General features: G+C 32.7%; 20 protein-coding genes. All 20 read left to right on the plus strand.

The window, feature by feature from the left end; all coding sequences use genetic code 11:
* Window positions 1–27: 27 nt before the first annotated feature.
* The gene (gene ftsH, locus BUB36_RS07255) at window positions 28–1,917 is read left to right on the plus strand and encodes an ATP-dependent zinc metalloprotease FtsH (RefSeq protein WP_084111832.1); all 1,890 of its coding nucleotides are present in this window, start codon (window positions 28–30) and stop codon (window positions 1,915–1,917) included.
* A 130-nt stretch (window positions 1,918–2,047) separates the two neighbouring features.
* Window positions 2,048–2,446 (plus strand): thioesterase family protein, encoded by a 399-nt coding sequence (locus tag BUB36_RS07260; RefSeq protein WP_073148525.1) that lies wholly within the window; start codon window positions 2,048–2,050, stop codon window positions 2,444–2,446.
* Window positions 2,447–3,043: 597 nt separating this feature from the next.
* Window positions 3,044–4,414: an aspartate-alanine antiporter-like transporter gene (locus BUB36_RS07265; protein WP_073148527.1), complete on the plus strand. Its 1,371-nt coding sequence runs from the start codon at window positions 3,044–3,046 to the stop codon at window positions 4,412–4,414.
* A gap of 160 nt (window positions 4,415–4,574) precedes the next feature.
* Window positions 4,575–4,910 carry a DUF3870 domain-containing protein gene (locus BUB36_RS07270; protein WP_073148529.1) on the plus strand — a complete coding sequence of 112 codons (336 nt, stop codon included), beginning with the start codon at window positions 4,575–4,577 and terminating at the stop codon, window positions 4,908–4,910.
* A gap of 268 nt (window positions 4,911–5,178) precedes the next feature.
* Window positions 5,179–6,678 (plus strand): acetyl-CoA hydrolase/transferase family protein, encoded by a 1,500-nt coding sequence (locus BUB36_RS07275; protein ID WP_073148531.1) that lies wholly within the window; start codon window positions 5,179–5,181, stop codon window positions 6,676–6,678.
* A 586-nt stretch (window positions 6,679–7,264) separates the two neighbouring features.
* A complete protein-coding gene (locus BUB36_RS07280) occupies window positions 7,265–8,941 on the plus strand; it encodes an acyl-CoA mutase large subunit family protein (RefSeq protein ID WP_073148533.1) in 1,677 nt (558 codons plus the stop codon).
* A gap of 131 nt (window positions 8,942–9,072) precedes the next feature.
* Window positions 9,073–9,474, plus strand: a complete 402-nt coding sequence (locus tag BUB36_RS07285; protein ID WP_073148535.1) for a cobalamin B12-binding domain-containing protein — start codon at window positions 9,073–9,075, stop codon at window positions 9,472–9,474.
* Between the two features lie 333 nt (window positions 9,475–9,807).
* Window positions 9,808–10,737 carry a methylmalonyl Co-A mutase-associated GTPase MeaB gene (gene meaB, locus BUB36_RS07290; RefSeq protein WP_073148537.1) on the plus strand — a complete coding sequence of 310 codons (930 nt, stop codon included), beginning with the start codon at window positions 9,808–9,810 and terminating at the stop codon, window positions 10,735–10,737.
* A gap of 251 nt (window positions 10,738–10,988) precedes the next feature.
* On the plus strand, window positions 10,989–11,393 hold the full coding sequence (mce, locus tag BUB36_RS07295; protein ID WP_073148539.1) for a methylmalonyl-CoA epimerase: 405 nt from the start codon (window positions 10,989–10,991) through the stop codon (window positions 11,391–11,393).
* Window positions 11,394–11,507: 114 nt separating this feature from the next.
* A complete protein-coding gene (gene mmdA / locus BUB36_RS07300) occupies window positions 11,508–13,055 on the plus strand; it encodes a methylmalonyl-CoA decarboxylase subunit alpha (RefSeq protein ID WP_073148541.1) in 1,548 nt (515 codons plus the stop codon).
* A gap of 147 nt (window positions 13,056–13,202) precedes the next feature.
* Complete coding sequence (locus BUB36_RS07305; RefSeq protein ID WP_073148542.1) at window positions 13,203–13,622, plus strand: OadG family protein; 420 nt, start codon at window positions 13,203–13,205, stop codon at window positions 13,620–13,622.
* Window positions 13,623–13,744: 122 nt separating this feature from the next.
* Window positions 13,745–14,143: a biotin/lipoyl-containing protein gene (locus tag BUB36_RS07310; RefSeq protein WP_073148544.1), complete on the plus strand. Its 399-nt coding sequence runs from the start codon at window positions 13,745–13,747 to the stop codon at window positions 14,141–14,143.
* A gap of 30 nt (window positions 14,144–14,173) precedes the next feature.
* Window positions 14,174–15,319 (plus strand): sodium ion-translocating decarboxylase subunit beta, encoded by a 1,146-nt coding sequence (locus tag BUB36_RS07315; RefSeq protein WP_073148546.1) that lies wholly within the window; start codon window positions 14,174–14,176, stop codon window positions 15,317–15,319.
* Window positions 15,320–15,656: 337 nt separating this feature from the next.
* Window positions 15,657–16,640: a biotin--[acetyl-CoA-carboxylase] ligase gene (locus BUB36_RS07320; protein WP_073148548.1), complete on the plus strand. Its 984-nt coding sequence runs from the start codon at window positions 15,657–15,659 to the stop codon at window positions 16,638–16,640.
* A 282-nt stretch (window positions 16,641–16,922) separates the two neighbouring features.
* The gene (locus BUB36_RS07325; protein ID WP_073148550.1) at window positions 16,923–17,693 is read left to right on the plus strand and encodes a type III pantothenate kinase; all 771 of its coding nucleotides are present in this window, start codon (window positions 16,923–16,925) and stop codon (window positions 17,691–17,693) included.
* A 150-nt stretch (window positions 17,694–17,843) separates the two neighbouring features.
* The gene (dusB, locus tag BUB36_RS07330; protein WP_073148552.1) at window positions 17,844–18,800 is read left to right on the plus strand and encodes a tRNA dihydrouridine synthase DusB; all 957 of its coding nucleotides are present in this window, start codon (window positions 17,844–17,846) and stop codon (window positions 18,798–18,800) included.
* Window positions 18,801–19,127: 327 nt separating this feature from the next.
* Window positions 19,128–19,607, plus strand: coding sequence for a transcription elongation factor GreA (gene greA, locus BUB36_RS07335; protein ID WP_073148554.1), 480 nt, complete (start codon window positions 19,128–19,130; stop codon window positions 19,605–19,607).
* Between the two features lie 15 nt (window positions 19,608–19,622).
* Window positions 19,623–21,098 (plus strand): lysine--tRNA ligase, encoded by a 1,476-nt coding sequence (gene lysS, locus BUB36_RS07340; RefSeq protein WP_073148556.1) that lies wholly within the window; start codon window positions 19,623–19,625, stop codon window positions 21,096–21,098.
* Window positions 21,099–21,493: 395 nt separating this feature from the next.
* The gene (locus tag BUB36_RS07345) at window positions 21,494–21,997 is read left to right on the plus strand and encodes a thioredoxin family protein (protein WP_073148558.1); all 504 of its coding nucleotides are present in this window, start codon (window positions 21,494–21,496) and stop codon (window positions 21,995–21,997) included.
* 287 nt (window positions 21,998–22,284) lie between these two features.
* On the plus strand, window positions 22,285–25,773 hold the full coding sequence (locus BUB36_RS07350; RefSeq protein ID WP_073148560.1) for an adenosylcobalamin-dependent ribonucleoside-diphosphate reductase: 3,489 nt from the start codon (window positions 22,285–22,287) through the stop codon (window positions 25,771–25,773).
* Window positions 25,774–25,889 lie beyond the last annotated feature (116 nt).

Below are 25,889 nucleotides of genomic sequence, written 5' to 3' on the forward strand. Positions count from 1 at the left end.
ATTTATGTATAGAAAGGAGGAGGGTTCTTGAGAAAATTTTTCAGAGGTGCCAGCTTTTATATACTGATATTCATTATAATATTAATGATAGTACAGTTTTATACAAAGCAGCCAGAGCAAGTAAAAGAGCTTAGTTTTTCGGAACTTACTATTAATCTAGAAAATAACAATGTAAAAGAAATGCATTTAATTAATAATAGAGTAGAAGGTGTACTTAGGGGTGAAAAGAAAGAAAAATTCAAATCTTATATTCCTATGGTTATGAATACCGACACCTTTAACGAGAATTACATTTTCCCAGCCATTAAAAAAGGTCTTAATGTTACAGGAGAACCTCCAGCAGGAACTCCATGGTTTATAGATATACTTCCTTCAGTCTTTATGGTTCTGATATTTGTGGTTTTTTGGTTTGTGTTTATGCAGCAGTCTCAAGGTGGAGGAAGCAGAGTAATGTCCTTTGGTAAGAGCAGGGCTAAGCTGCATAAAGAGGATAATAAGAAAAAGGTAACGTTTAAAGAAGTTGCTGGTCTTGAAGAAGAAAAGGAAGAACTCAAAGAAATAGTAGATTTTTTAAAAAACCCAAGGAAATATATAGAATTAGGTGCTAGAATTCCCAAAGGAGTTCTTATGGTAGGACCTCCAGGTACTGGTAAAACATATTTATCACGTGCTGTTGCTGGTGAAGCTGGTGTTCCGTTCTTTAGTATTAGTGGTTCAGACTTTGTTGAGATGTTTGTTGGTGTGGGAGCTTCAAGAGTACGTGACCTATTTGAACAGGCTAAGAAAAATTCTCCTTGTATTGTTTTTATAGATGAAATAGATGCTGTAGGGAGAAAGAGGGGAGCTGGACTTGGCGGTGGTCATGATGAGAGAGAACAAACTCTTAACCAGCTTTTAGTTGAGATGGATGGATTTGGCATAAACGAAGGTATTATTATAATTGCTGCTACCAACAGACCTGATATACTTGACCCTGCACTTTTAAGACCAGGTAGATTTGACAGACAGGTTGTAGTTGGTATACCCGATATAAAAGGAAGAGAGGCTATACTTGAGGTACATTCAAAAAATAAGCCTTTGGCTGATGATGTAAACTTAAAAGTATTAGCTAGAAGGACTCCAGGTTTTACTCCTGCTGACTTAGAAAACCTTCTAAATGAAGCTGCGTTACTTTCTGCAAGGAAAAATAATAAAAAAATCCATATGGATACTTTAGAAGAAGCTATTACAAAAGTTATAGCTGGTCCAGAAAAGAGAAGTAGAGTTATAAGTGAAAAGGATAGAAAATTAACTGCATATCATGAAGCAGGCCATGCAGTTGTAGCAAGACTCTTACCGAATACAGATCCAGTTCACCAAGTAACGATTATTCCACGTGGTAGAGCTGGCGGATTTACTATGATTCTTCCAAAGGAAGACAAATATTATATGACAAAAATTGAAATGGAAGAGAGTATAGTACATTTATTGGGTGGAAGAGTAGCAGAACAGTTAGTATTACATGATATAAGTACTGGAGCTCAAAATGATCTACAAAGAGCTACAGAAATAGCTAGAGGCATGGTTACCAAATATGGTATGAGTAAGAATTTAGGGCCTATGACATATGGTTCAGGCGAAGAAGTATTTTTAGGTAGAGATTTTACTTCTAAGAAGGATTATTCAGAAGAAGTTGCAGCTCAAATTGACAAAGAAACAAGAGATATAATTGATAGAGGATACGAAAGAGCTGAGAAACTTTTATCTGAAAATATAGATAAACTTCACGAGATTGCAAAAGCATTGCTTACGGTAGAAACATTGAATGCCGACGAATTTGAATTAGTATTTTCTGAGGGATTGGCAGCTTTACCAGAAACAAAAAAGACTAAGACCGAAGAAAATGATGATAAAGATGAAAATCAAGGGGATTTTTAAAAGTATAATCTAATAGAACTCTAAATTTAGGGTTCTATTTCTATTTACTTTAAAAACCTTTAGATTTTTATTGAATCTGGTATAATTGATTTGTAGTAACTTATACAATTGAATTGAGGAGTGAAGAAATATGGAATTTAATCTTAAAGTTGGTATGGCTGCAGAAATTGAGAAGATTGTTGATGAAAAAGATACGGCTGCAAGCTTCGGAAGTGGTTCTGTTCTAGTTTTTGCTACCCCCATGATGATTGGTTTAATGGAAAATGCAGCATTAAGTGCTGTTGATGCTTATTTGCCAGAAAATTATGCTACAGTAGGAATTCATCTAGATGTAAAACATTTAGCTGCTACTCCAGTAGGAATGAAGGTTAGAGCTAAAGCAGAACTTGTAGAAATAAATGATAAAAAGCTAAAATTTAAGATTGAAGCCTATGATGAAAAAGAAAAGATAGGTGAAGGATACCATAGCAGATATATAATCAATGTACCTAAATTCATTAAAGCAAGCAAAGAAAAGTTAGAAAAATAACAAATTAGATACTAGGAAACGACGATAAATTACAAAAATTTAAAAAAATATGCAAAAATAATTGAATGTAAATGGATTTTAGTGTATACTATGACTAGTGAAGATATTAAAATAATGGAAAGCATCCGTAAATATGGTGTTACTTAATTTTCAAAAATTAAGTGGCTAACTGTATTTGTGAAAACAATAACTAATATGTCTAGATTTCTTTCAAGGTGATTACCCATCACCCATACTTAGAGGTCAAGCGGCATAGGATTTCGCTAATTTTAAAGCGTTAAGTCCTATGCCGTTTTTGTTTTAGAATACAGGGAAATATTTACAAATACATTTTTAAAAACCATAATAGGAAAACGATTTTCGATAAAAGATATTAATAAGTATATTAGTTTTGACAAAAGATATAATATGTTCAATAAAATAGAAGGGTTAATACTTTTTTTCTACTTGAGGTATTTTTGGAACCAGAAAATTTTATTTGCTAGCACAGTGGGTTAAATTAAAAATTATAATATATGAAATAATTACCTTGGAGGGAGGGGATAAAGGAAAAGCATATCAATTGAAAGTAAAACACTTTGAATAGGGGGAAAAGATATGAAGTTTGATGTAATAGCTTGGGTGTTAAATCCATTTATACTAATGTTTCTAGCAGTTTTTACAGGAATGCTTTTTGGAAAAATAAGATTTGGCAAGTTCAATTTTGGTGTATCTGGAACGCTCTTTACTGGTTTGGTTATTGGTTGGTGGGCATTTGGATATGCTGGAAGACTTGGAGAAAATAAGTCAGCTTTAAAGCTGATAAATGCAGGAGTTATACCTAAGGATTTCTTTTATTTATTTCTTATCTTGTTTGTTGCTGCGGTTGGACTTTTAGCAGCAAAGGATATGGATGTGGTTCTTAAGAAATACGGTGCAAAATTTGTAATTTTAGGATTTATCATAACATTACTTGGTGCAGGAGCTACTTACGGCATGACCGTAGTAAGTGGAGTATTAAATATTAAGTCTACTCCATATGAGGTATCGGGGGTATATACAGGAGCTCTTACTAGTTCGCCTGGACTTGCAGCAGCAATAGAAACTGCAAAAGGCCATGCGACCCATAGGGTAGATGAGTTTGATGATGCTGACGTTGAAGAAAAGAAGAAGATTTTAGAGGATGTTGGAGTAGACATAAGTTCAGTAGATTTAGATACTTATGAGTTAACAGAAGACCAAAGAAATCAATTCATTAAAAACGCAGAGGCTGGAATTGGTGTTGGACATGCTATAGGATATCCATTTGGTGTTCTTATAGTTATTATCGCAGTAAACTTTTTTCCGAAATTTTTTGGAATAAAGGTAGAAGAGGAGATGAAGGCTCATAGAGCAGAAATGGAAGCGGCAAAAAGCTCTTCAGGGATAAAGGAAGTAAAAGAGGTAAGCTTTGACTTAACTGCCTTTGCAGTAGCCTGTTTCTTTGGATATACATTAGGAAAATTTAAAATTAATCTTGGACCATTAGGTTATTTTAGCTTAGGAGCAACAGGAGGAGTTCTTATTGGGTCCCTTATCTTAGGTTATATTGGCAAAATCGGCAATTTGCACTTTAGAATGAATAATAAGATATTAGGAGTAGTAAGACAAGTATCATTAGCCTTTTTCTTAGCTATAGTTGGATTAAGATATGGATATAAAGTTTTTGAGGCTTTAAGTGGTTCAGGTGCATACTTGGCTTTAGTATCTATAGTTGTAGGTATTGTTGCAATGATGATAGGTTTCATCATAGGAAAATACGTATTTAAAATCAATTGGATTATGTTGTCTGGTGCTATCTGTGGTGGTATGACTTCAACTCCTGGACTTGGAGCAGCTATAGATGCAGTTGGAAGCGATGAACCAGCAGCTGGTTATGGTGCTACTTATCCATTTGCATTATTGGGAATGGTTATATTTACAATTATATTACACAGGTTACCCATGTAGTAAGACCTATGTAAATAGAAGTTTTTAGAAAAGCATCTTATATACTTCACAATTTGTTAAAAAAATGATAAAATAAATAAAGACAATGAGTCTTTAGAAAATTAATAGATTTTTTCATTATATATTTTATACAATAATAAGCCTTAAGGAAGGGGATACTGTGGAGCCTAATGAAATTTTTTTGACTGGATATGCAAAGTTACCAAAAGGAATAACTGCTACAGAGCTTTATCATGTTATAGCAGTTGGGCTAATAGTAGATAAAGAAACAGGTATTATATTAGATGCGGATTGTTCTTTGGTTACTAGGGTAGCAAAGGAGTTTTTCAAAGACCTTGTAGTTGGAAAGGATTTAAACAATTATCAAGAACTACAACGTCTATTTAAAGAAAAATATTTTGGCTCTGCTAAGAAAGCATTAATATCAGCCCTTAAAATATGCAATGAAAAATTTAAGCAAATTTTAGAAAATAGTGTTGAAGTAAACGATAATTAAAAACTTCTATTAATGCTTTATATATGATAAAAATATGATTATCTGATATATTTTAGATATTCATAATATAAATTTAACTTTATTATTTATGGAAACAAAATGACCTTTTGTTTCATTTAGTGAATAAAACAAAGTTAGATGACTGGTAGTTTAATGATATAATTTCCCAGTCTATCTAACTTTTTTTGTTTCAAAATATAAAATATTCTTGTAAGTAATAGTTTTTATACAGATAAGGAACAATAAAAGAGATTAGGGAGGAAATATCATGATAATAGATAGGGTTAGAAGAGAAGAATTAAGAAATAAGATAATGACAGCAGATGAAGCAGCGATGTTTATAAAAGATGGTATGATAATGGCAACTAGTGGTTTTACCCCATCAGGTTATCCTAAGGCAGTACCATTAGCTTTAGCAAAAAGAGCTGAAAATGGAGAAAAATTGAATCTTACTATAATTACTGGAGCATCTGTAGGAGATGAATTGGATGGAGCATTATCAAGAACAGGTGTGATGGTTAGAAGATATCCATATCAAACCAATAAATCATCTAGAGATGCTATAAATGCAGGAAAAATCATGTATCAAGATATGCATCTTAGCCATGTAGCTCAGTTTATAAACTATGGCTTTTTAGGAAAAATAAACGTTGCTGTTATAGAAGCTTTGGCTATTACAGAAGAAGGTGGAATTATTCCAACTACATCCGTAGGGATTTCTCCACAGGCTGTTAAAAATGCAGATATTGTAATAGTTGAAATAAATACAACTCAACCTATGGAATTAGAGGGAATGCACGATATTTATATTACCGAAAATCCTCCACAAAGAAAACCTATTCCGATTATTAATCCTGGTGATAGAATAGGAACTCCATATATACCTTGTGATCCTCAAAAAATAGTAGCAATAGTTGAATGTGACATCAAGGATAACGTTAGACCACTAGGCGCCATAGATGAAGACTCTAAAAAAATTTCAGGACATATAATTGAATTTTTAGAGCATGAGGTAAAGATGGGAAGATTACCTAAGAATCTATTACCGCTACAATCAGGAGTTGGTTCTGTAGCTAATGCAGTTTTAGGTGGATTAACTGAATCGAAATTTGAAAATTTAACTTGTTATACAGAAGTCATTCAAGATTCTATGCTTGATTTAATAGATGCTGGTAAAGTAACTGTAGCTTCAGGTTGTTCACTAACACCTTCAGAGGAAGGATTAAAGAGGTTGCATGAAAATATGAAACACTATGCAAAATATTGTATTTTGAGACCATTGGAAATTTCAAATCATCCAGAAGTTGCAAGAAGACTTGGTGTTATAGCGATGAATACTGCTATAGAGTTTGATATCTATGGACATGTAAATTCTACAAATATTATGGGTTCAAGAATGATGAATGGGCTTGGAGGTTCTGGAGATTTTACTAGAAATGCATATCTTTCAATATTCACAACTGTATCAACTGCTAAGGGTGGTGATATTTCTTCAGTGGTTCCAATGGTATCCCATGTAGACCATACTGAACATGACGTATCAATTGTGGTTACAGAGCAAGGTTTAGCAGATTTGAGAAATACTTCACCAACTGAAAGGGCTAAAAGAATTATAGAAAAATGTGTACATCCTGATTATAAGCCAATGCTTAAGGACTATTTTGAAAGGGCAAGTAAAGGTAAATTTAAGCATGAACCACATATAATTAATGAAGCTTTATCTTTCCATGGTAGATTTATGGAAACTGGAACGATGAAAATTAAGTAACTTAATTAGATAATATAGGATTTATATAGTAAAACTTAATTTATACATGTACAAATACGCAATGTTTCTGGGAGTTTTGGACATGTATAAATTGAAATCTTTACTTAAATTCCTATAGATTATTTTAGAGTTTAAAGCTTCATAAGACTGTAGAGCCTTGAATATAACACTATATTGGAAATTGTATACAAACTCATAGCTTTATACATGTATAAATACCTAGAAGGTAATTACTAATGGATTGTTTTATGTTATTCTATATAGGAGTAATATGTGACATATAATCATGCTACTTTAAATATCGATGAATTAAAATTAAAAAATATGGCATGATTATAATGAAATCTATATAGGATTTACATAGTAAAACTTAATTTATACATGTACAAATACGCAACGTTTCTGGGAGTTTTGGACATGTATAAATTAAAGTCTTTACTTAAATTCCTATAATAAAATAAAACCTTTAATTTAAATAATTATAAGGTTAATTTTATTAATATTTAGATACTATATTAAAATTATTGTAACCTAAATGATAATTTTTATGATGTTTGAAAAAAGACATCAAAAAGGAGGAAATGTGATGTTTGATAAGGGAAAATTAGCTCAAATCAAAGAAGGTGTAGAGGCCTTTGAAGAAAAAACTCAAAAATCACTAGAAAAAAGGCCTGAAAGACAAGAAAAATTCTATACAGGCTCTGGTGATGAGGTAAACAGATTATACACACCAATAGACATTGAGGATTTTGACTACGATAGAGATTTAGGTTTACCAGGAGAATATCCTTATACTCGTGGGGCTCAACCTACAATGTATAGGGGAAGACTTTGGACAATGAGAATGTATGCTGGTTTTGCTACAGCAGAAGAGTCAAACAAGAGATATAAATACCTTATAGAACAAGGATCAATGGGTCTATCGGTTGCATTTGACCTACCGACACAGATTGGTTACGATTCAGATCATCCACTTTCTGAAGGTGAAGTTGGTAAAGTTGGAGTTGCTATTGACTCATTGGCTGATATGGAAGTTCTATTCGATGGAATACCACTTGATAAGGTAAGTACTTCAATGACTATAAATGCACCTGCATCAGTACTATTAGCTATGTATATAGCTGTTGCTGAAAAACAAGGTGTTACTGCAGATAAATTAAGAGGAACGATACAAAACGATATATTAAAAGAATATATAGCTCGTGGGACATATATATTCCCAACAAAGCCATCCATGAGACTTATAACTAACATCTTTGAATATTGTTCAAAGGAAGTTCCAAAGTGGAATACAATAAGTATTTCTGGTTATCACATTAGAGAAGCTGGTTCAACTGCTGCACAAGAGGTAGGTTTTACCCTTGCAGATGGTATTGCATACGTTGAAGCTGCTATTAAAGCTGGGCTAGATGTAGATTCCTTTGCACCTAGACTTTCATTCTTCTTCAATGCCCATAATGATCTATTAGAAGAAGTTGCTAAATTTAGAGCAGCAAGAAGATTGTGGGCAAAAATCATGAAGGAAAGATTTGGAGCTAAGGATCCAAGATCCATGAGACTCAAGTTCCATACACAAACTGGTGGCTCTACATTAACGGCACAGCAACCAGAAAACAATATAGTTCGTGTTGCTATTCAGACCCTTGCAGCAGTTCTTGGAGGAACTCAGTCATTACACACTAATTCTAAGGACGAGGCCTTAGCTCTACCAACAGAGGATTCAGTAAGAGTGGCTTTAAGAACTCAGCAAATCGTAGCATATGAAAGTGGAGTTACAAACACAGTTGATCCACTAGCTGGTTCATATTACATTGAAGCTAAAACAAAAGAAATTGAAGAAAGAGCTATGGAATATATAAATAAAATCGATGAGATTGGCGGAGCACCAAAGGCTATCGATATGGGATATATACAACAAGAAATTATGGACGCAGCTTATCAATACCAAAAAGAAGTTGAAGCTGGCGATAGAATTGTTGTTGGTATGAATAAATTCCAAATCCAAGAAGAAGCTCCTAAAGGACTTCTTAGAGTTGACCCATCAGTAGGAGAACGTCAAAAGGAAAAGCTTGCTAAATTAAGAGCTGAAAGAGATAATGAAGCTGTTAAAGAAAAATTAGAAGCTTTAAGAAAGGCATGTGAAGGTGATGATAACCTAATGCCATTCATATTAGATGCTGTTAGAGTTTATGCTACTTTAGGAGAAATCTGTGGAGTAATGAGAGAAGTATTCGGTGAATATCAACAATCTGTTAATTTATAATAAGGATAAGATAAAGGAGAAAGGAAAAAGGAGTCAGGTTTTAGGGATAAAAAAGCATAGAAAAACACCTAATAAATCTATTTCCTTTCCATTGTCTCCTAATTAAGAATGATGATAAGGAGGAATATTAAATGGATAGACCTATTAGAGTTTTAGTTGCTAAGCCAGGTTTAGATGGGCATGATAGAGGAGCTAAAGTTATTGCTAGAGCATTAAGAGATGCGGGTATGGAAGTTATATATACGGGACTTAGACAAACACCTGAACAAATTGTAAGTGCGGCTATTCAAGAAGACGTTGAAGTAGTTGCTATGAGTATATTATCTGGGGCTCATAATACTTTGCTTCCAAAGGTAGTAGATTTATTAAACAATGAAGGTGCAGATGATATTTTAGTAATTGGTGGAGGAGTTATTCCTGAAGAAGATATACCATATCTAAAGAAAAGAGGAATAGCAGAAGTGTTTACTCCTGGTACTCCAACTCAAGTTACTATAGATTTTATCACAGAAAATGTTAAGCGAAATAGATAGAATATTATTATGGGAGCTGACAAATGTCAGCTCCTATAACAACAATATTTATGTTTTTGGCATGGACTTAATTTAATAAATTTTTTTCAAAAAATAGCTTAATAATTTAATTGTTTTTCAAAAAATAAGTTAAATATTCAAGAGTTTTGTTTGGATATAGATATAATAATTAAATTATGATAATATGAAATTTAAGTAAAGATGAATAATTTTTAAGCTAATAAATTAATGAAAGTAGAAGAATTTACTTATTGAGTTGAGACTTACAATTATATGGATGACAAATAATATTAAATACTTGTTTGTCATTTATCCATAGGTGGTGTTATATAAATGGAACTTGAAAAAAGACTATTAAAAGGTGATAAAAGGGCAGCAGCAAGACTTATAACTTTAGTAGAAAACAAAGATCCAAAGGCTTTTGAAGCCTTGAAAAAAACATATTATAAATCAGGGAATGCCTATGTTATAGGTATAACTGGACCACCAGGAGCTGGAAAAAGTACACTTACGGATAAGCTTGTTAAAGCATTTAGAAAAAGAGATAAAAAGATAGGTGTTATTGCAATCGATCCTACAAGTCCTTTTACAGGTGGCTCCATATTGGGAGATAGAGTAAGAATGTCGGATCTTAACCTTGACCGTGATGTTTTTATTAGAAGCATGGGAACAAGAGGGCATCTTGGAGGCTTATCCGAAGCTACTCAAGCCGCTGTAAAAATACTTGATATTTATGGATGTGATTATATATTCATTGAAACTGTTGGAGTAGGTCAATCTGAAGTAGACATAGTTAAAACATGTGATACTACTGTTATGGTAATGGTTCCTGGACTAGGTGATGATATACAAGCTATTAAAGCTGGTATTATGGAAATAGGAGATGTTTTTGCAGTAAATAAAGCCGATAGAGATGGTGCAAAAAGAACTGCAAGAGAAATTGAAATGATGCTGGATTTTAATAAATCAGATTGGAGACCGCCTGTTGAATTAGTTATAGCTGTAGACAATGATGGCATTGAAGGACTCCTTGAGCAGATTCAAAAACACAAAAGATATTTGGAGGAAACAGGTCAAAAGGAACTAAGAAGAATAAAAAATAGTAAAAATGAAATAGTTGACTTAGTGCAGCAAAAACTGATGAATATATTATTAGATAAATCTAATAAGGAAGAAATGATTGACGAATTGGCAAAGGAAGTAGCAGCTAGAAAAATAGATCCTTACTCAGCATGTGAAATAGTATTTAATAGGCTTAAGTAGATATTTAAGCTTAGGCTTTATGGTTGAGATTAACTTTAAGATTGAGGGTTAAGTTTATTATTTAAAAAAATATTTTATACACTTATAACCCAATAAAGACCTACAAAGTTTAACTTTAGTACTTAAACTTAATTTTAAATTCAATCTTGACTTAAAAGTATTGACTCTTTAGAAATTCCTGAGGCAGTTGACAATTGCAATTGACCGATGAAGGTTAATAATTATTATATAAATTATAAGGAGGATTTAAAATGAAAGCTTTAAAAGTAGATCATATTGGTATAGCTGTAAAAAATTTAGATGAAACATTGAAATTTTATACTGAGGCATTAGGCTTAGAACTTCATGGAACTGAAACAGTAGAAGAGCAAAAAGTTAAAGTAGCTTTCTTGCCAGTAGGAGATACAGAAGTTGAGCTTCTTGAATCTACTTCACCTGATGGACCTATTGCCAAATTTATTGAAAAAAAAGGAGAAGGAATACAGCATATAGCATTTAAAGTTGAAAACATAGAAGAAGCAATAGAATACATGAAGGAGAAAGGTTTTAGAATGATAGATGAAAAACCAAGATATGGTGCTGGTGGAGCTAAAATAGCGTTTATGCATCCAAAGAGTTCTCATGGTGTATTAGTTGAGCTTAGCGAAAGAAAATAGTGAGATATTAACTGGTTTAAAACCAGCTTCAAATTGTTGTGATTATGGGAAAAGGTTATTTTAGATATTCTGCAATAAAGCAAGATAACATATGCAATGGGAGGGAAATAAAGGATGGCTGTAAATAAATTAGAAGATCTACGTAAACGCCGTCAGAAAATAGAAGAAGGCGGAGGAGCTAAGAGGATTGAGAAGCAGCATGCTAAAGGAAAATTAACAGCAAGGGAAAGAATAAATCTTCTATTTGATGAAGGAACCTTTGTAGAATTAGATGCTTTTGTTAAGCATAGATGTACAAACTTTGGAATGGAAAAGCTAGAAGCTCCAGGTGAAGGTGTAGTTACAGGCTATGGGATGGTAGATGGAAGATTAGTATATGCCTTTGCCCAAGATTTCACAGTGGTTGGTGGGTCGCTTGGAGAAATGCATGCAGCAAAAATCTGTAAAGTATTGGATAATGCACTGAAAGTTGGAGTGCCAGTAGTGGGACTTAATGATTCAGGTGGAGCAAGAATCCAAGAAGCAGTAGATGCCCTTTCAGGATATGGAAAGATATTTTACAGAAATACAATAGCATCGGGAGTAATTCCGCAAATATCAGCAATAATGGGACCTTGTGCAGGAGGAGCAGTTTATTCACCAGCACTTACTGATTTCATTTACATGGTAGATCAGACTAGCCAGATGTTTATAACAGGACCACAGGTAATAAAAACAGTTACAGGAGAAGAAGTATCAGCAGAAGCATTAGGAGGAGCCATGACTCATAATAGTAGAAGCGGGGTTGCTCATTTTGTATCTGCTAATGATGAAGCATGTATAGCTGATATAAGAAGGCTTCTAAGCTTTTTACCATCAAATAATATGGAAACAGCACCTGTATTTGAAACAAGTGATGATATCAATAAAATTATACCGGAACTTGATACAATTATTCCAGATAACCCTAACAAACCATATGATGTAAAGGATGTTATTGCATTAATAGTAGATGACGGAGATTTTTATGAATATCAACAACACTTTGCCCAAAATATAATTACTTGCTTTGCAAGAATCAATGGAAGCACCGTAGGTATTATTGCTAATCAGCCAAAGGTATTAGCGGGATGCTTAGATATAAATGCATCCGATAAAGCATCAAAATTCATAAGAACATGTGATGCTTTTAATATTCCATTGCTTAATATAATAGATGTACCTGGATTCTTACCTGGAACTAACCAAGAATATGGTGGAATCATAAGACATGGTGCTAAGATGCTTTATGCTTATAGTGAAGCTACAGTACCCAAGGTATCACTTATTGTAAGAAAGGCATATGGTGGATCATATCTAGCTATGTGTTCTAAGGATCTCGGTGCCGATATAGTATTAGCATGGCCATCAGCAGAAATAGCAGTTATGGGACCAAAGGGAGCTGCAAATATTATATTTAGAAAAGACATAAAGGATTCAGAAAATCCAGCTGAAATGAGACAAAAGAAAATAGATGAATATACAGCAGAATTTGCAACACCTTACAAAGCAGCAGAAAGAGGATTTGTTGATGATGTAATTGAGCCAAATGCAACAAGACCAAGACTTGTAGATGCCTTTAATATGCTTCAATCTAAGCGTGAAACAAGACCGGCTAAGAAACATGGAAATATTCCGCTATAATTAGCTGATATCAGACAGCTAACAGCTAAGATTTTTTGGTGAATATTTGAGGTCGTAGGAATATATCGATATTTTTTTACAAAATTTTAGCTATGGGCAGTTAGTCGATTCCAGTTCAAATCCATTTAGACAGAAAGAGGTGAAATAATGGAAAATTTAAGCCTAGTTGACAGGTTAGCCAATCCTGATCTTATAAGTACCATGACTACTGGTGAAAAAATCATGGCATCACTTCAGGTTACTTTATTGGGTATGGCTATAACATTTATAGCATTGATAATTTTATGGGGATTAATTATTGTTATGAGTAAGGCTTTAAATACAACACAACCTAAGAAAAAAGAAACCAATGAAGTAAAAGTATCACCTTCTCTTGATGTAAAGCCAGAAATAAAGGAAGATTTAGGGGAAAATGAAGAACTGGTAGCAGTAATAACAGCTGCTATAGCAGCAAGTTTAAATACATCAACTCACAACATAGTTGTAAAAAATATAGTAAGAGTAGCAGATCCAACTCCAGCATGGGGTAAGGCTGGTAGAGTAGAACAAATGAGTAAAATGCTTTAAGTAGATAACTAGGGATTAGTTATAAATAAAGATAGGAGAGTATAGTAAAATAATATTGTAGTGAAGTTAAAAAAGTAACGCATACTTTCTATATATCTAAATGATTTAAAGGAGGAACTAAAATGAGAAAATTTAATATTACTGTAAATGGTAAAGCATATGAAGTAGAAGTAGAAGAAATAGGTGGGGCTTCATCAGCACCAGTTTCAAGACCAGCTGCTACACCAAGACCAGTAGCGCCTGCATCAGCACCAAAGCCATCAAAACCAGCACCAGCACCAAAACCAGCAGCTACAGCTCCAGCAGGAGGAAATACAGTAACAGCACCAATGCCAGGAACGGTACTTGATATAAAGGTAAAAGAGGGAGATACTGTTTCTAATGGTGATGTATTAATTATATTAGAAGCAATGAAAATGGAAAATGAAATAATGGCACCTGCAAGTGGAAAGATAGCATCAGTAAGTGTTTCTAAGGGTGCATCAGTAAATGCAGGAGATGTTCTGATAGTTATAGAATAAGAACACTTTATAAGGAAAGGAGATGCGCCAATGGGTCAAGCCATAGTTAATTTTATAGAGAGTACGGGATTTTATGGCCTTACTTTACCTCACATTATAATGCTTGGTATTTCATGTTTACTGCTTTATCTTGCAATAAAAAAAGGATTTGAACCACTACTTTTGGTGCCTATAGCCTTTGGTATGCTCCTTACAAATTTGCCAGCAGCAGGGCTTATGAATCCCCATGCTGTTGATGCCAGTGGACATGTAATACCTGGTGGACTTTTATGGTATTTTTTTCAAGGAGACGAACTTGGGATATTCCCGCCCATCATATTTATGGGTGTAGGAGCAATGACTGACTTTGGACCGTTGATAGCCAATCCAAAATCATTACTTCTAGGTGCAGCTGCACAGTTCGGTATATTTACGACATTTTTGGGTGCCATATTCTTAGGATTTACAGGTCAGCAGGCAGGAGCTATTGGAATTATCGGAGGAGCCGATGGACCTACAGCAATCTTTTTGGCTTCAAAATTAGCACCAGAAATACTTGGACCAATAGCTGTTGCGGCATATTCATACATGGCCCTTGTTCCAATAATACAGCCGCCAATAATGAAGGCCCTTACGACTAAAAAAGAACGTATGGTGAAAATGGAGCAGCTTAGACCAGTATCTAAGACAGAAAAAATCCTATTTCCAATAATGGTTACCTTAGTAGTATCATTAATGCTTCCGCCAGCAGCTACTTTGATAGGAATGTTAATGCTTGGAAATTTATTTAGAGAATGTGGAGTTACGGGAAGATTAACTGACACAGCATCTAATGCACTAATTAATATAGTTACTATCTTCCTTGGGTTATCTGTTGGAGCTACTGCAACAGCAGAAGCCTTCTTGAAATTGGAAACAATAAAAATAATTATATTAGGAGTAATTGCATTTGCAGTTGGTACCGCAGCAGGAGTACTGCTTGGAAAGGTTATGTATAAGGTATCAGGTGGAAAGATTAACCCGCTTATAGGTTCAGCTGGAGTTTCGGCAGTACCTATGGCAGCAAGGGTATCTCAGGTAGTTGGACAAAAAGAAAATCCATCAAACTTCCTTTTAATGCATGCAATGGGACCTAACGTTTCAGGGGTTATCGGTTCTGCCGTGGCTGCAGGGGTACTATTATCACTATTTGGATAAAAAAATAGACATATATGGACAGGGGGATATCCTCTGTCTATTTTTTATGTTATTATATAGGAAACGAATTATTAGATATATAGGATTTACATAGTAAAATTTAATTTATACATGTACAAATATGTAATATTTCTGGGCGTTTTGGACATGTATAAATTAAAGTCTTTACTTAAATTCCTATATATATTTTTCATAATAAAACTTAATTTATAGATATCGAAATATCCAGAGTTTCTAAGGATTTTGATAAGGATGACTTTAAAACTTGGGATATGGAATTTATAACTTGCAACTAAAAAGCGTCGCAAGACGCTTTTGTATATATGGAGGAATAAAATTGAAAAAGAAAATATTAGAAGTACTTAAAAAAAACAAAAATAACTTCATATCTGGAGAACAGCTAAGTAATCAGTTGGGTGTAACTAGAACTTCTATATGGAAGCATGTAAATGCTTTAAAAGAAGAAGGATATGAGATAGAATCCATATCCAGAAAGGGATACAAGCTTATAAAGGAACCAGATATTTTATCAAGGGATGAGCTTTTAATAGAACTGGAATCAGATAGGTTAGGTAATGACATACACTGTTTTAAAACAATTGATTCCACAAATAATTATGCTAAAAAACTAGCTTTAGATGGTGCTTTAGAAGGAACGATAGTCATTAGTGAAGAACAGACTGGTGGAAGGGGTAGATTAGGAAGACATTGGGTATCACCAGCAGGTGACAATATTTATATGTCAATGATACTAAGACCAACTATATATCCTAATGAGGCAGCAAAGATAACCATTATAGCAGCTGCGTCAATTGCTAATTCTATCAATAAAGTCACTGGTTTAGAAGCGGGAATAAAATGGCCTAATGATATAATTATTGATAATAAAAAAGTATGTGGAATACTTACAGAAATGAGTGCAGAACTTAATAATATTAATTATGTGATACTGGGAATGGGAGTAAATGTAAATATAGATAAATTTCCAAAAGAGATAGATCATATAGCCACTTCTTTAAAAAAGGCTTTAGGTACTGAGGTTTCTAGAAAGGAAATTTTAATCAATATAGTAAAAGAATTTGAAGAATTATACTATAACTTTATCAATACTGGAAGCCTAAAAAAAACAGTAGATATATGTAAGAAAAAATCGGTTACATTAGGAAAGATAGTTAATATAATTAATAAAAACGAGATTATGATAGCTGAGGCTATAGATATTACAGAAAATGGTGAGTTAGTAATAAGAAAAGATAATGGAGAAATAATAAATATTATATCTGGAGAAGTTTCTGTAAGAGGAATAGATAGTTATGTGTAGATAAGAGTGTATATTTGTAAAGCTTAACCTGTTGGAGTAAACTTTAATATAACTAAAAAGTTACTGATTTAAGGATATAAGATAAGTATTGTGGATAAAGCAATATAAATAACAGGCTATTATTCTAGATTTTAATATTGATATGATTACTTAAACATGATAATATACTTAAGGTAGCTAGTATGACGGTTTAAAAGAATAGAATTTAGCAAAAACAAAAATACTAAAATTTAGTTGAGTTCTATTAGTTATAATATAACAAAATATAAGTAGGTGATTTCATTGTTACTGGCTTTTGACGTTGGAAATACAAACATTGTTTTAGGTGTATATGAAGGAAAGGAATTAATAAAATACTGGAGGATGTCTACTGATAAGTCAAAGACATCCGATGAAATTGGTATGTTGGTAAACCAACTATTTAATTATGAAGGTTTAGATTTAAAAGATGTTACAGATGTAATAATATCTTCAGTAGTTCCCACTATTATGTATTCACTTCAGCATATGGCTGTTAAGTACTGCAATAAAGAGGCTATAGTAATAGGCCCAGGTATAAAGACAGGAATAAATATAAAATATGACAATCCTAGACAGGTTGGAGCTGACAGAATAGTTAATGCTGTTTCGGCTTTTCATAAATATGGGGGACCAGTGATAGTGGTTGATTTTGGAACAGCCACCACATTTTGTGCCATATCTGAAAAATGTGAATATTTAGGCGGAATAATTTCACCAGGTATAAAAATCTCCAGCGATGCATTGTTTCAGAGAGCTGCTAAATTACCAAAAGTTGAACTAAATAAGCCTAAAAAAGTTATATGTAAAAATACTATCCAAAGTATGCAATCGGGAATTATTTATGGATATGTAGGTCTAGTCGATTATATAGTTACTAGAATGAAGGAAGAGTTAAAGAGCAAAAAAGTTAAGGTGATAGCCACAGGTGGATTGGCAAGTTTGATAGCTACAGAATCAAAAACAATAGATGATGTAGATAGATTTCTAACCCTTGAAGGGTTAAGATTAATATATGATATGAATAAAGACTAATAGCATATATAACTTTGTGTTGTCAATAATAATAAAGGGAAATACAGAATATTTACTATTTTCCTTATTTATATAGGCTTAAAGCCTATATCCATAGCCAGGAATATTAATCCTGGCATTATTATTATATAGATAGAAGTAGGTGATAGATTGAAAATAGGGAATATAAATATAGAAAACCCTGTTGCTTTAGGGCCAATGGCGGGAGTGACTGATCTTACCTTTAGGCTTATCTGTAAAGAATTTGGGTGTGGAATCGTATTTACAGAGATGGTGAGTGCTAAGGGAATATATTATAATGATCCTAAAACTAAAGAATTAATGAAAATTGAAGAGAGAGAAAGACCAGTAGCGCTTCAAATATTTGGTTCAGACCCTAAAATAATGGCAGAGGTTGCTAAAAGAATAAATGATCATAACCATGACATATTAGATATAAATATGGGATGTCCTACACCTAAGATTGTGAAAAATGGTGATGGTGCTGCTCTTTTAAAAAATCCTAGATTAATAGGGGAAATTATAGAAAATGTAGTAAAGGCATCTGATAAGCCAGTAACAGTTAAAATAAGAATAGGATGGGATAAGGATAATATAAATGCTGTAGAAGTAGCTAAAATAATAGAACAAAGTGGTGCTAAGGCTATATCTATCCATGGAAGAACAAGGGAGCAATTTTATACTGGTAAGGCAGATTGGCACATAATAGCTAAAGTTAAAGAAGCTGTTACTATACCTGTATTTGGAAATGGTGATGTATTTTCTGTAGAAGACGCTAAAAGGATGAAGATGACTACTAATTGTGATGGCATAATGATAGCTAGAGGAGCACAGGGAAATCCATGGATATTTAAAAGGGTTAAGCATTATCTTACTACTGGAGAAATCCTACCTCCACCGACAACAAAAGAGAAGGTGGAGATATGTAGAAGGCATTTATATATGTTGGTAGAAAATAAGGGAGAATATATAGCTATAAGAGAGATGAGAAAACATTGTGCATGGTATTTAAAGGGGGTAAGAAATGCAGCTAGTATTAGAAATCAAATAAATAATGCCAAAACCATAGATATGGTGGAAGAACAGCTTGAAAAGGTACTTGTTTAAAGTTATAGAAATAGGAGTAAATTAATATCTTGACAATAAATTACAACTACATTATAATAATTCGCATAAGTATAAGCACTGCACCCCAGTGCTTATGTTATTAGATACTTTAAAAAACTTAATAATTGCAATGTAAAAGAACTTGTTTATGTATAATGTTAAAATTTTTAGAGTAATATCATAAAAAATATATTCTATATTTAAATGTAAGAATAATTTTAATAAAATAACATATATTAGGGAAATAAACATTCCTTTAGCATAAGGTTGATTGTTAGTTTAATAAAATATTATATAGAATATAAAATTACAAAGGAGATGAAATAAATGACTGATAAAGAAATAATTTTAACTAAACAAGGCTTGAAAAAGGTAGAAGATGAACTAGACGAATTAAAAACAGTCAAAAGAAAAGAAGTAGCTGAAAAAATAAAGCAAGCATTGGCTTTTGGAGATATAAGTGAAAATTCTGAATATGATGAAGCTAAAAATGAACAAGCTCAAGTAGAAGAAAGAATAGCTAAACTAGAAATGATTTTAAGAAAAGCAAGAGTTGTTGATGAAAGTGAGATATCTAAGGATGTGGTAAGCATTGGGTCAACAGTAAAGGTTGTGGATTTAGAATTTGACGAAGAAGTGGAATACACTATTGTTGGTTCCGCTGAAGCTGACCCATATGAACTGAAGATTTCTAATGAATCTCCTGTTGGTAAGGCTTTAATTGGGGGAAAGGTTGGAGAAATAGTTGAAGTTCAAATTCCAGACGGGGTGACAAAGTATAAAATACTTGAGATAAAAATACAATAGGAGGTGCAGCATAACATGGCTGAAGAACAAAATCTTAATGAAGTACTAAGGATAAGAAGAGAAAAACTTAAAAATCTACAAGAGATAGGGAGAGATCCATTCAAAATTGAAAAGTTTGAAAGAACTGCATTTAGTACCAAAATTGCAGATGAATTTGAAGAATTCGAAGGAAAAGAAGTAAAAATAGCTGGTAGGATTATGGCAAAAAGAACGATGGGTAAAGCCAGCTTTATAGATGTATTAGATAGAGATGGAAGAATTCAGTCGTATGTAAGAAAAGATGCTATAGGCGAAGAAGAATATGATATATTTACTACATATGATATAGGAGATATAGTAGGTATAACAGGTACGGTATTTAAAACAAAGAAACAAGAAATTTCAGTTAGGGCCAGTGACGTTAAGCTATTATGCAAATCACTACAGGTATTGCCTGAAAAATGGCATGGTTTAAAAGATACGGAACTTAGGTATAGACAGAGATATGTTGATCTTATTGTAAATCCTGAAGTTAAAAAAACATTTTTAAAGAGAAATAAAATAATTAAAGCAATAAGAGAATTCCTAGATGCTAGAGGTTTTTTAGAGGTTGAAACTCCCATATTAACAACTATTGCGGGTGGGGCAGCAGCAAGACCTTTCCTTACTCATCATAATACATTAGATTTAGATATGCAGATGAGAATAGCCAATGAACTTTATCTTAAGAGACTTATTGTAGGTGGCTTTGATAAGGTTTATGAAATGGGAAAAATGTTTAGAAACGAAGGAATCTCAATCAAGCATAATCCAGAATTTACCAACATAGAGCTTTATGCAGCCTATGAAGATTATGAATATATGATGGAAATAACTGAAAATCTAGTAGCCTATTGTGCAGAAAAAGCCCTTGGGACTACCGTTATAAATTATCAAGGTACAGAAATAGATTTTAAACCACCTTGGAAAAGAGTGTCGATGCATGATTTAGTTGAAGAAAAAACAGGAGTTGACTTTTATAGCATAGAAAGTGATGAGGAAGCTAGAAAAATTGCTAAAGAAAAGCTTCATTTAGAAGTTGAGAAACATATGACAAGAGGACATCTAGTAAATCTTGCCTTTGAAGAATATTGTGAAAAGGATTTAATTCAACCTACATTTGTAATGCATCACCCTGTAGAGGTTTCACCATTAGCTAAAAGAAATCCTGAAAATCCATTAATCACCAACAGATTTGAAGCCTTTGCCAACACTTGGGAGATTGCTAATGCATTTTCAGAATTAAATGACCCAATTGATCAAAAAGAAAGATTTGAACAGCAGCTTAAGCAAAGAGAATCAGGAGATGAAGAAGCACATCCAATGGATGAAGACTTTATTAATGCATTAGAAGTAGGCTTACCACCCACTGGAGGACTTGGTATAGGTGTTGATAGATTGATGATGCTACTTACTAACTCAGCATCTATTAGAGATGTAATACTTTTTCCAACAATGAAACCGATAGAATAAAATAAAGATATTTATTTTAAATAGGGAGTATATATTTTCATATATGCTCCCTATTAACATGCAATATAGACTTTAAATCACATAATCATAAACTCAGTGTAAAATTATTATGGAGGAAAAATAACAGAAATTATTACAAAGAAAGCAGCAATAAAAGATTGTAGGCGATACATATTAAACAATTGGGAAGGTATAAAGAAAAGATATGATAAAAATTTACAGTTAATTATGACAAATTAAAAAAGCTAAAATAAAATTTAGTAATTATTAGTATTAAGGCATAAAAACTGCTGAAAACTAATAGTTGTAATATATATAACGAGTTTAGCATAAAATTGTATTATTAAAAAAAATCTTATATAATTAAGTTACTAGACAAAGAAGGGGGGATAAAAATGGACATCAAAAAATTATACGAAAAAGGGATAACTTTTGAACAATTTATGTCCCAAGATGATGGAACTTATCGAGAAAAAATACTAGAAATATATAATAATATAGAAATTGACAATACCTTATTAGATAAAATAAAATCTATACACAAAGAGATTAATGTCTTAGTATTTGCTGAAATATGGTGTCCCGACTGTGTAATAAATTTGCCTGCCCTTAGAAAAATCTGTGATATTAATAAAGCTGTAAATATGAAGATAGTTCCAAGAGAAGGCAATGAACAATATCTAGAGGAATATAAAATTGATGGAAAAGCTAAAATACCTACTTTTATTTTTATGGATGATGATTTTAAACCTATAGGTACGTTTATCGAAATACCTCGAGTAATAGGAGAAATAGTTGGCAAAGGTAATCAAGTAGATATTATAGTTGCTAAGAGAAAGTATAGAAAAGGTGAATTTACAAAGGATACTATAAAGGATATTCTTAAGATAATAAGTTAAAAAAGATGATGCTAAAGCATCATTAGATTGTTGACAAAGTCAACAAGATAGCAGGCTTTTGAGAAAGCTGAAGTTCGAGGCGTGCTAAAAAGGAGCAAGCGGAGCGTATACAGAAATACGTGAGCATTCTCCTTTTAAGCAACAACGAAGAAATTCGGGTTTGTAAACAGCCTGAGATGATGCTAAAGCATCATCTTTTTTTCTTTTGACTATAAAAATATAAGGTGATACAATATATAGTGTATCGAAAAAACAATAATACTAAATATAGGTAAGGATGGTGACAAATGCAGCTTACGTTAAACTCATTAACTGTGCTTGAGAGAAGGTATTTAGCTAAAGATGAAGAAGGAAAAATAATAGAATCTCCTGAAGATTTGTTTCGAAGGGTAGCCCATTATATAGCATCGGCTGAGAAAAAGTATTGTGAATCAAGAGAAATTAAAGATACAGAAGAAAAGTTTTATGAAATAATGACTAACCTTGAATTTCTTCCAAATTCACCGACTTTGATGAATGCAGGTAGAGATTTAGGGCAATTGGCTGCTTGTTTTGTTTTACCAGTAGAGGATTCGATGGAGGGTATATTTGAAGCAGTTAAAAATGCAGCACTTATACATAAAAGCGGTGGCGGAACTGGGTTTAGCTTTACTAGATTAAGAGGGAAGGGTTCAACAGTAGCTTCAACTGGAGGAGTAGCGTCGGGACCAATAAGCTTTATGAAGGTATTTAATTCTGCCACAGAAGCTGTGAAACAGGGTGGAAAAAGAAGAGGGGCTAATATGGGTATCCTACGCATAGACCATCCAGACATATTGGAATTTGTAAAATGTAAGGAGAACAATGATGAACTAAATAATTTTAACATAAGTGTTGGACTTACTGAAGAATTTATGAAGGCTGTTGAAGAAAATCGTGAATATGATCTTTTTGACCCTAGAACTAAGGAACCAGTAGGAAAGCTAAAGGCTAAAGAAATATTTAACACAATAGTTTCTATGGCTTGGAAAAACGGAGAACCAGGTATAGTATTTTTAGATAGAATTAATAGAGACAATATAGTACCTGAGATAGGTGAGATAGAAAGTACAAATCCGTGCTTACATCCTGAAACTTTTATATCTACTAAAAATGGACTTAAAAAAGTTAAAGATTTATTTGAAAAGTATAAGAATAATGATATAGAAATAATTACTGATAATCGAGTAGTAAATAAAAAAGTACAAAACAATGGACGAGAATATTATAAAAATGGAGTTACATTAAGAAAAGCAAAAGTATTTAAGACAGGTATAAAAAAGACGTTGAGGATAAGGTTAAATAATGGACAGGAATTAAAGGTTACACCTGAGCATAAAATTTTTACTACAAAAGAATGGATTAAAGCAAAAGATTTACAGATTGGAGATGAAGTATTAGTTCAATCTGGAAAAGGATTTTGGGCTGAAAAAGATATAATTGGAGAGGATTTAGGATTATTTCTAGGATGGCTTATAGGAGATGGATGGCTTACACCTGACGAGAAAGTTATTGGAATGGTTTTTGATTCTGAAGAAAAATATATTATGGAAAAAATGCAAGAAATAGCTTGCCTTAAAGGTGCTGGCAATGGAATAGTTAATCAGAGGGAGAATAATACGTGGCAACTGCTATTTAAAAGAAAGGACTTTGTTAATTTAATTAAAATTTGTGGAGTTCAAGCTAAAAAAGCTCATGAAAAAAGAGTTCCAAATTCAATTTTTACTGCCTCTGAAAAGACAGTTAGTACCTTTCTTAATGGTTTATTTAGTTCCGATGGTACTATTAATTACATAGATGACAATCATAGAGATATAAGACTTACTTCAAGCTCTTTTAAATTACTACAGGATGTGCAACTACTACTGCTTAATTTTGGAGTATTCTCTAACATATATAATAGGTCTAAAGAACAACCTTTTAAGTTTAAATATACAACTAAAGAAGGGAAGGAAAAATTATACGATACAAAACCTTATTTTGAATTAATTATAAATGGTAATGATATATGTAGATTTAAAGATATAATAGGAAATATGGTTCATATTGAAAAGAATAATAAGTTAAATAAAATTAATAGAGAATCAAGGAAAAATACTAAGTATATAAGTAAGGTAGTAGAAGTAATTGAAGAAAAGGAAACAGAAGTATATGATATTTCAGAAGAAACTACACATTCATTAATTGCTAATGGTATTGTTGTGCATAATTGTGGTGAACAGCCTCTATTACCCTTTGAAGCATGTAATCTTGGCTCTATAAACCTATCTAAAATGATAAAAGAGGAAGATGGAAAAATAGAAATTGATTATGATAAACTAGGTGAAGTAGTAGATTTAGCAGTTAGATTCTTAGACAATGTTATAGATGTAAATAAATATCCTTTAAAAGAAATAGAAGAAATGACCAAGTCAAATAGAAAAATTGGATTAGGAGTGATGGGCTTTGCAGATATGCTTGTAAAGCTTGGAATACCATATAATTCAGACAAAGGTGTAAAGGTTGCCAATGATGTCATGAAATTCATAAATGAAAGATCAAAAGAACAGTCCAGTAGGCTAGCAGAAGAGAGAGGGGTTTTTCCTAACTATCATAGAAGTATATTTAAAGATAGCAGTTTAAAACTTAGAAATGGAACAACTACAACCATAGCTCCAACGGGCTCTATAAGTATAATAGCAGGAACTTCAAGTGGTATAGAACCATTATTTGCACTATGCTATTACAGAAATGTAATGGATGATGACAAACTTATTGAAGTAAACCCATTATTTAAAGAATATCTTCAAAAAGAAGGCATATATTCTGAGAAGCTAATGGAAGAAGTAGCAGAAAAGGGAAGTATACAAGATATATCAGAAATTCCTGAGTACATAAAAAGAATTTTTGTTACCGCCCATGACATTTCTCCAAAGTGGCATATTAAAATGCAGTCAGCCTTCCAAAACCATGTTGATAACGCAGTATCTAAAACAGTAAATTTCAAACATGATGCTACAAAGGAAGAAGTTGCCAAGGCTTATATGCTTGCATATAAATTAGGATGTAAAGGAGTTACAATATATAGAGATGGAAGTAGAGACGGACAAGTACTTAATATTGGCAAATTAAAAGATAATAAAGAAGAAGAAGCTGCTGCAACAGATATTAAAGGAATAGTTCCAAGATCAAGACCAAAAACAACAATGGGAATTACAGAAAAAGTTAAAATAGGGTGCGGAAATCTATATATAACAGCTAATTATGATGAAAAAGGTATATGTGAGGTATTTACAAATCTTGGGAGAGCAGGCGGTTGTCCAAGTCAAAGTGAAGCAACCAGCAGACTCATATCTATAGCTTTGCGTGCAGGTATAAGTGCAGAATCCATCATAGAACAGCTAAAGGGTATAAGATGTCATTCAACTTTAATGCAAAGAGGTAAAGGCGATAAAGGAATAAATGTATTATCCTGCCCTGATGCTATAGGAAGAACTTTGGAAAAGGTTATGAATATGAATATAATAGTAGATGAGAAGAATATTTCGGATATAGCTAGGGAAATAGAAGATGAAGAATCCAAATGCCTTGATAATTGTTCGCTTTGCAATCTTTCAGATAAGTGCGATAATACTTATACAAACGAAATTTCAATTGGAATTGAGCAATCAATAGATCAAGGTAAGAATGTGAGTTACTGCCCTGAGTGTGGAGCTAGTGTTGAACACGAAGGTGGATGTGTGATGTGTAGGAGTTGTGGGTATTCTAAGTGTGGGTAATGTTGGAGTTTAATAAAGTTCAGAATCAAGAGGACAGGTAAGTTGATTAGAAAAAGCAAAAGTAATATAAATCAACGAACCTGTTCCCTTCTTGAAAAGCTAAAATAGGGTAGTTT

The sequence above is a fragment of the Paramaledivibacter caminithermalis DSM 15212 genome (genome assembly GCF_900142245.1).
GTDB lineage: Bacteria > Bacillota > Clostridia > Peptostreptococcales > Caminicellaceae > Paramaledivibacter > Paramaledivibacter caminithermalis.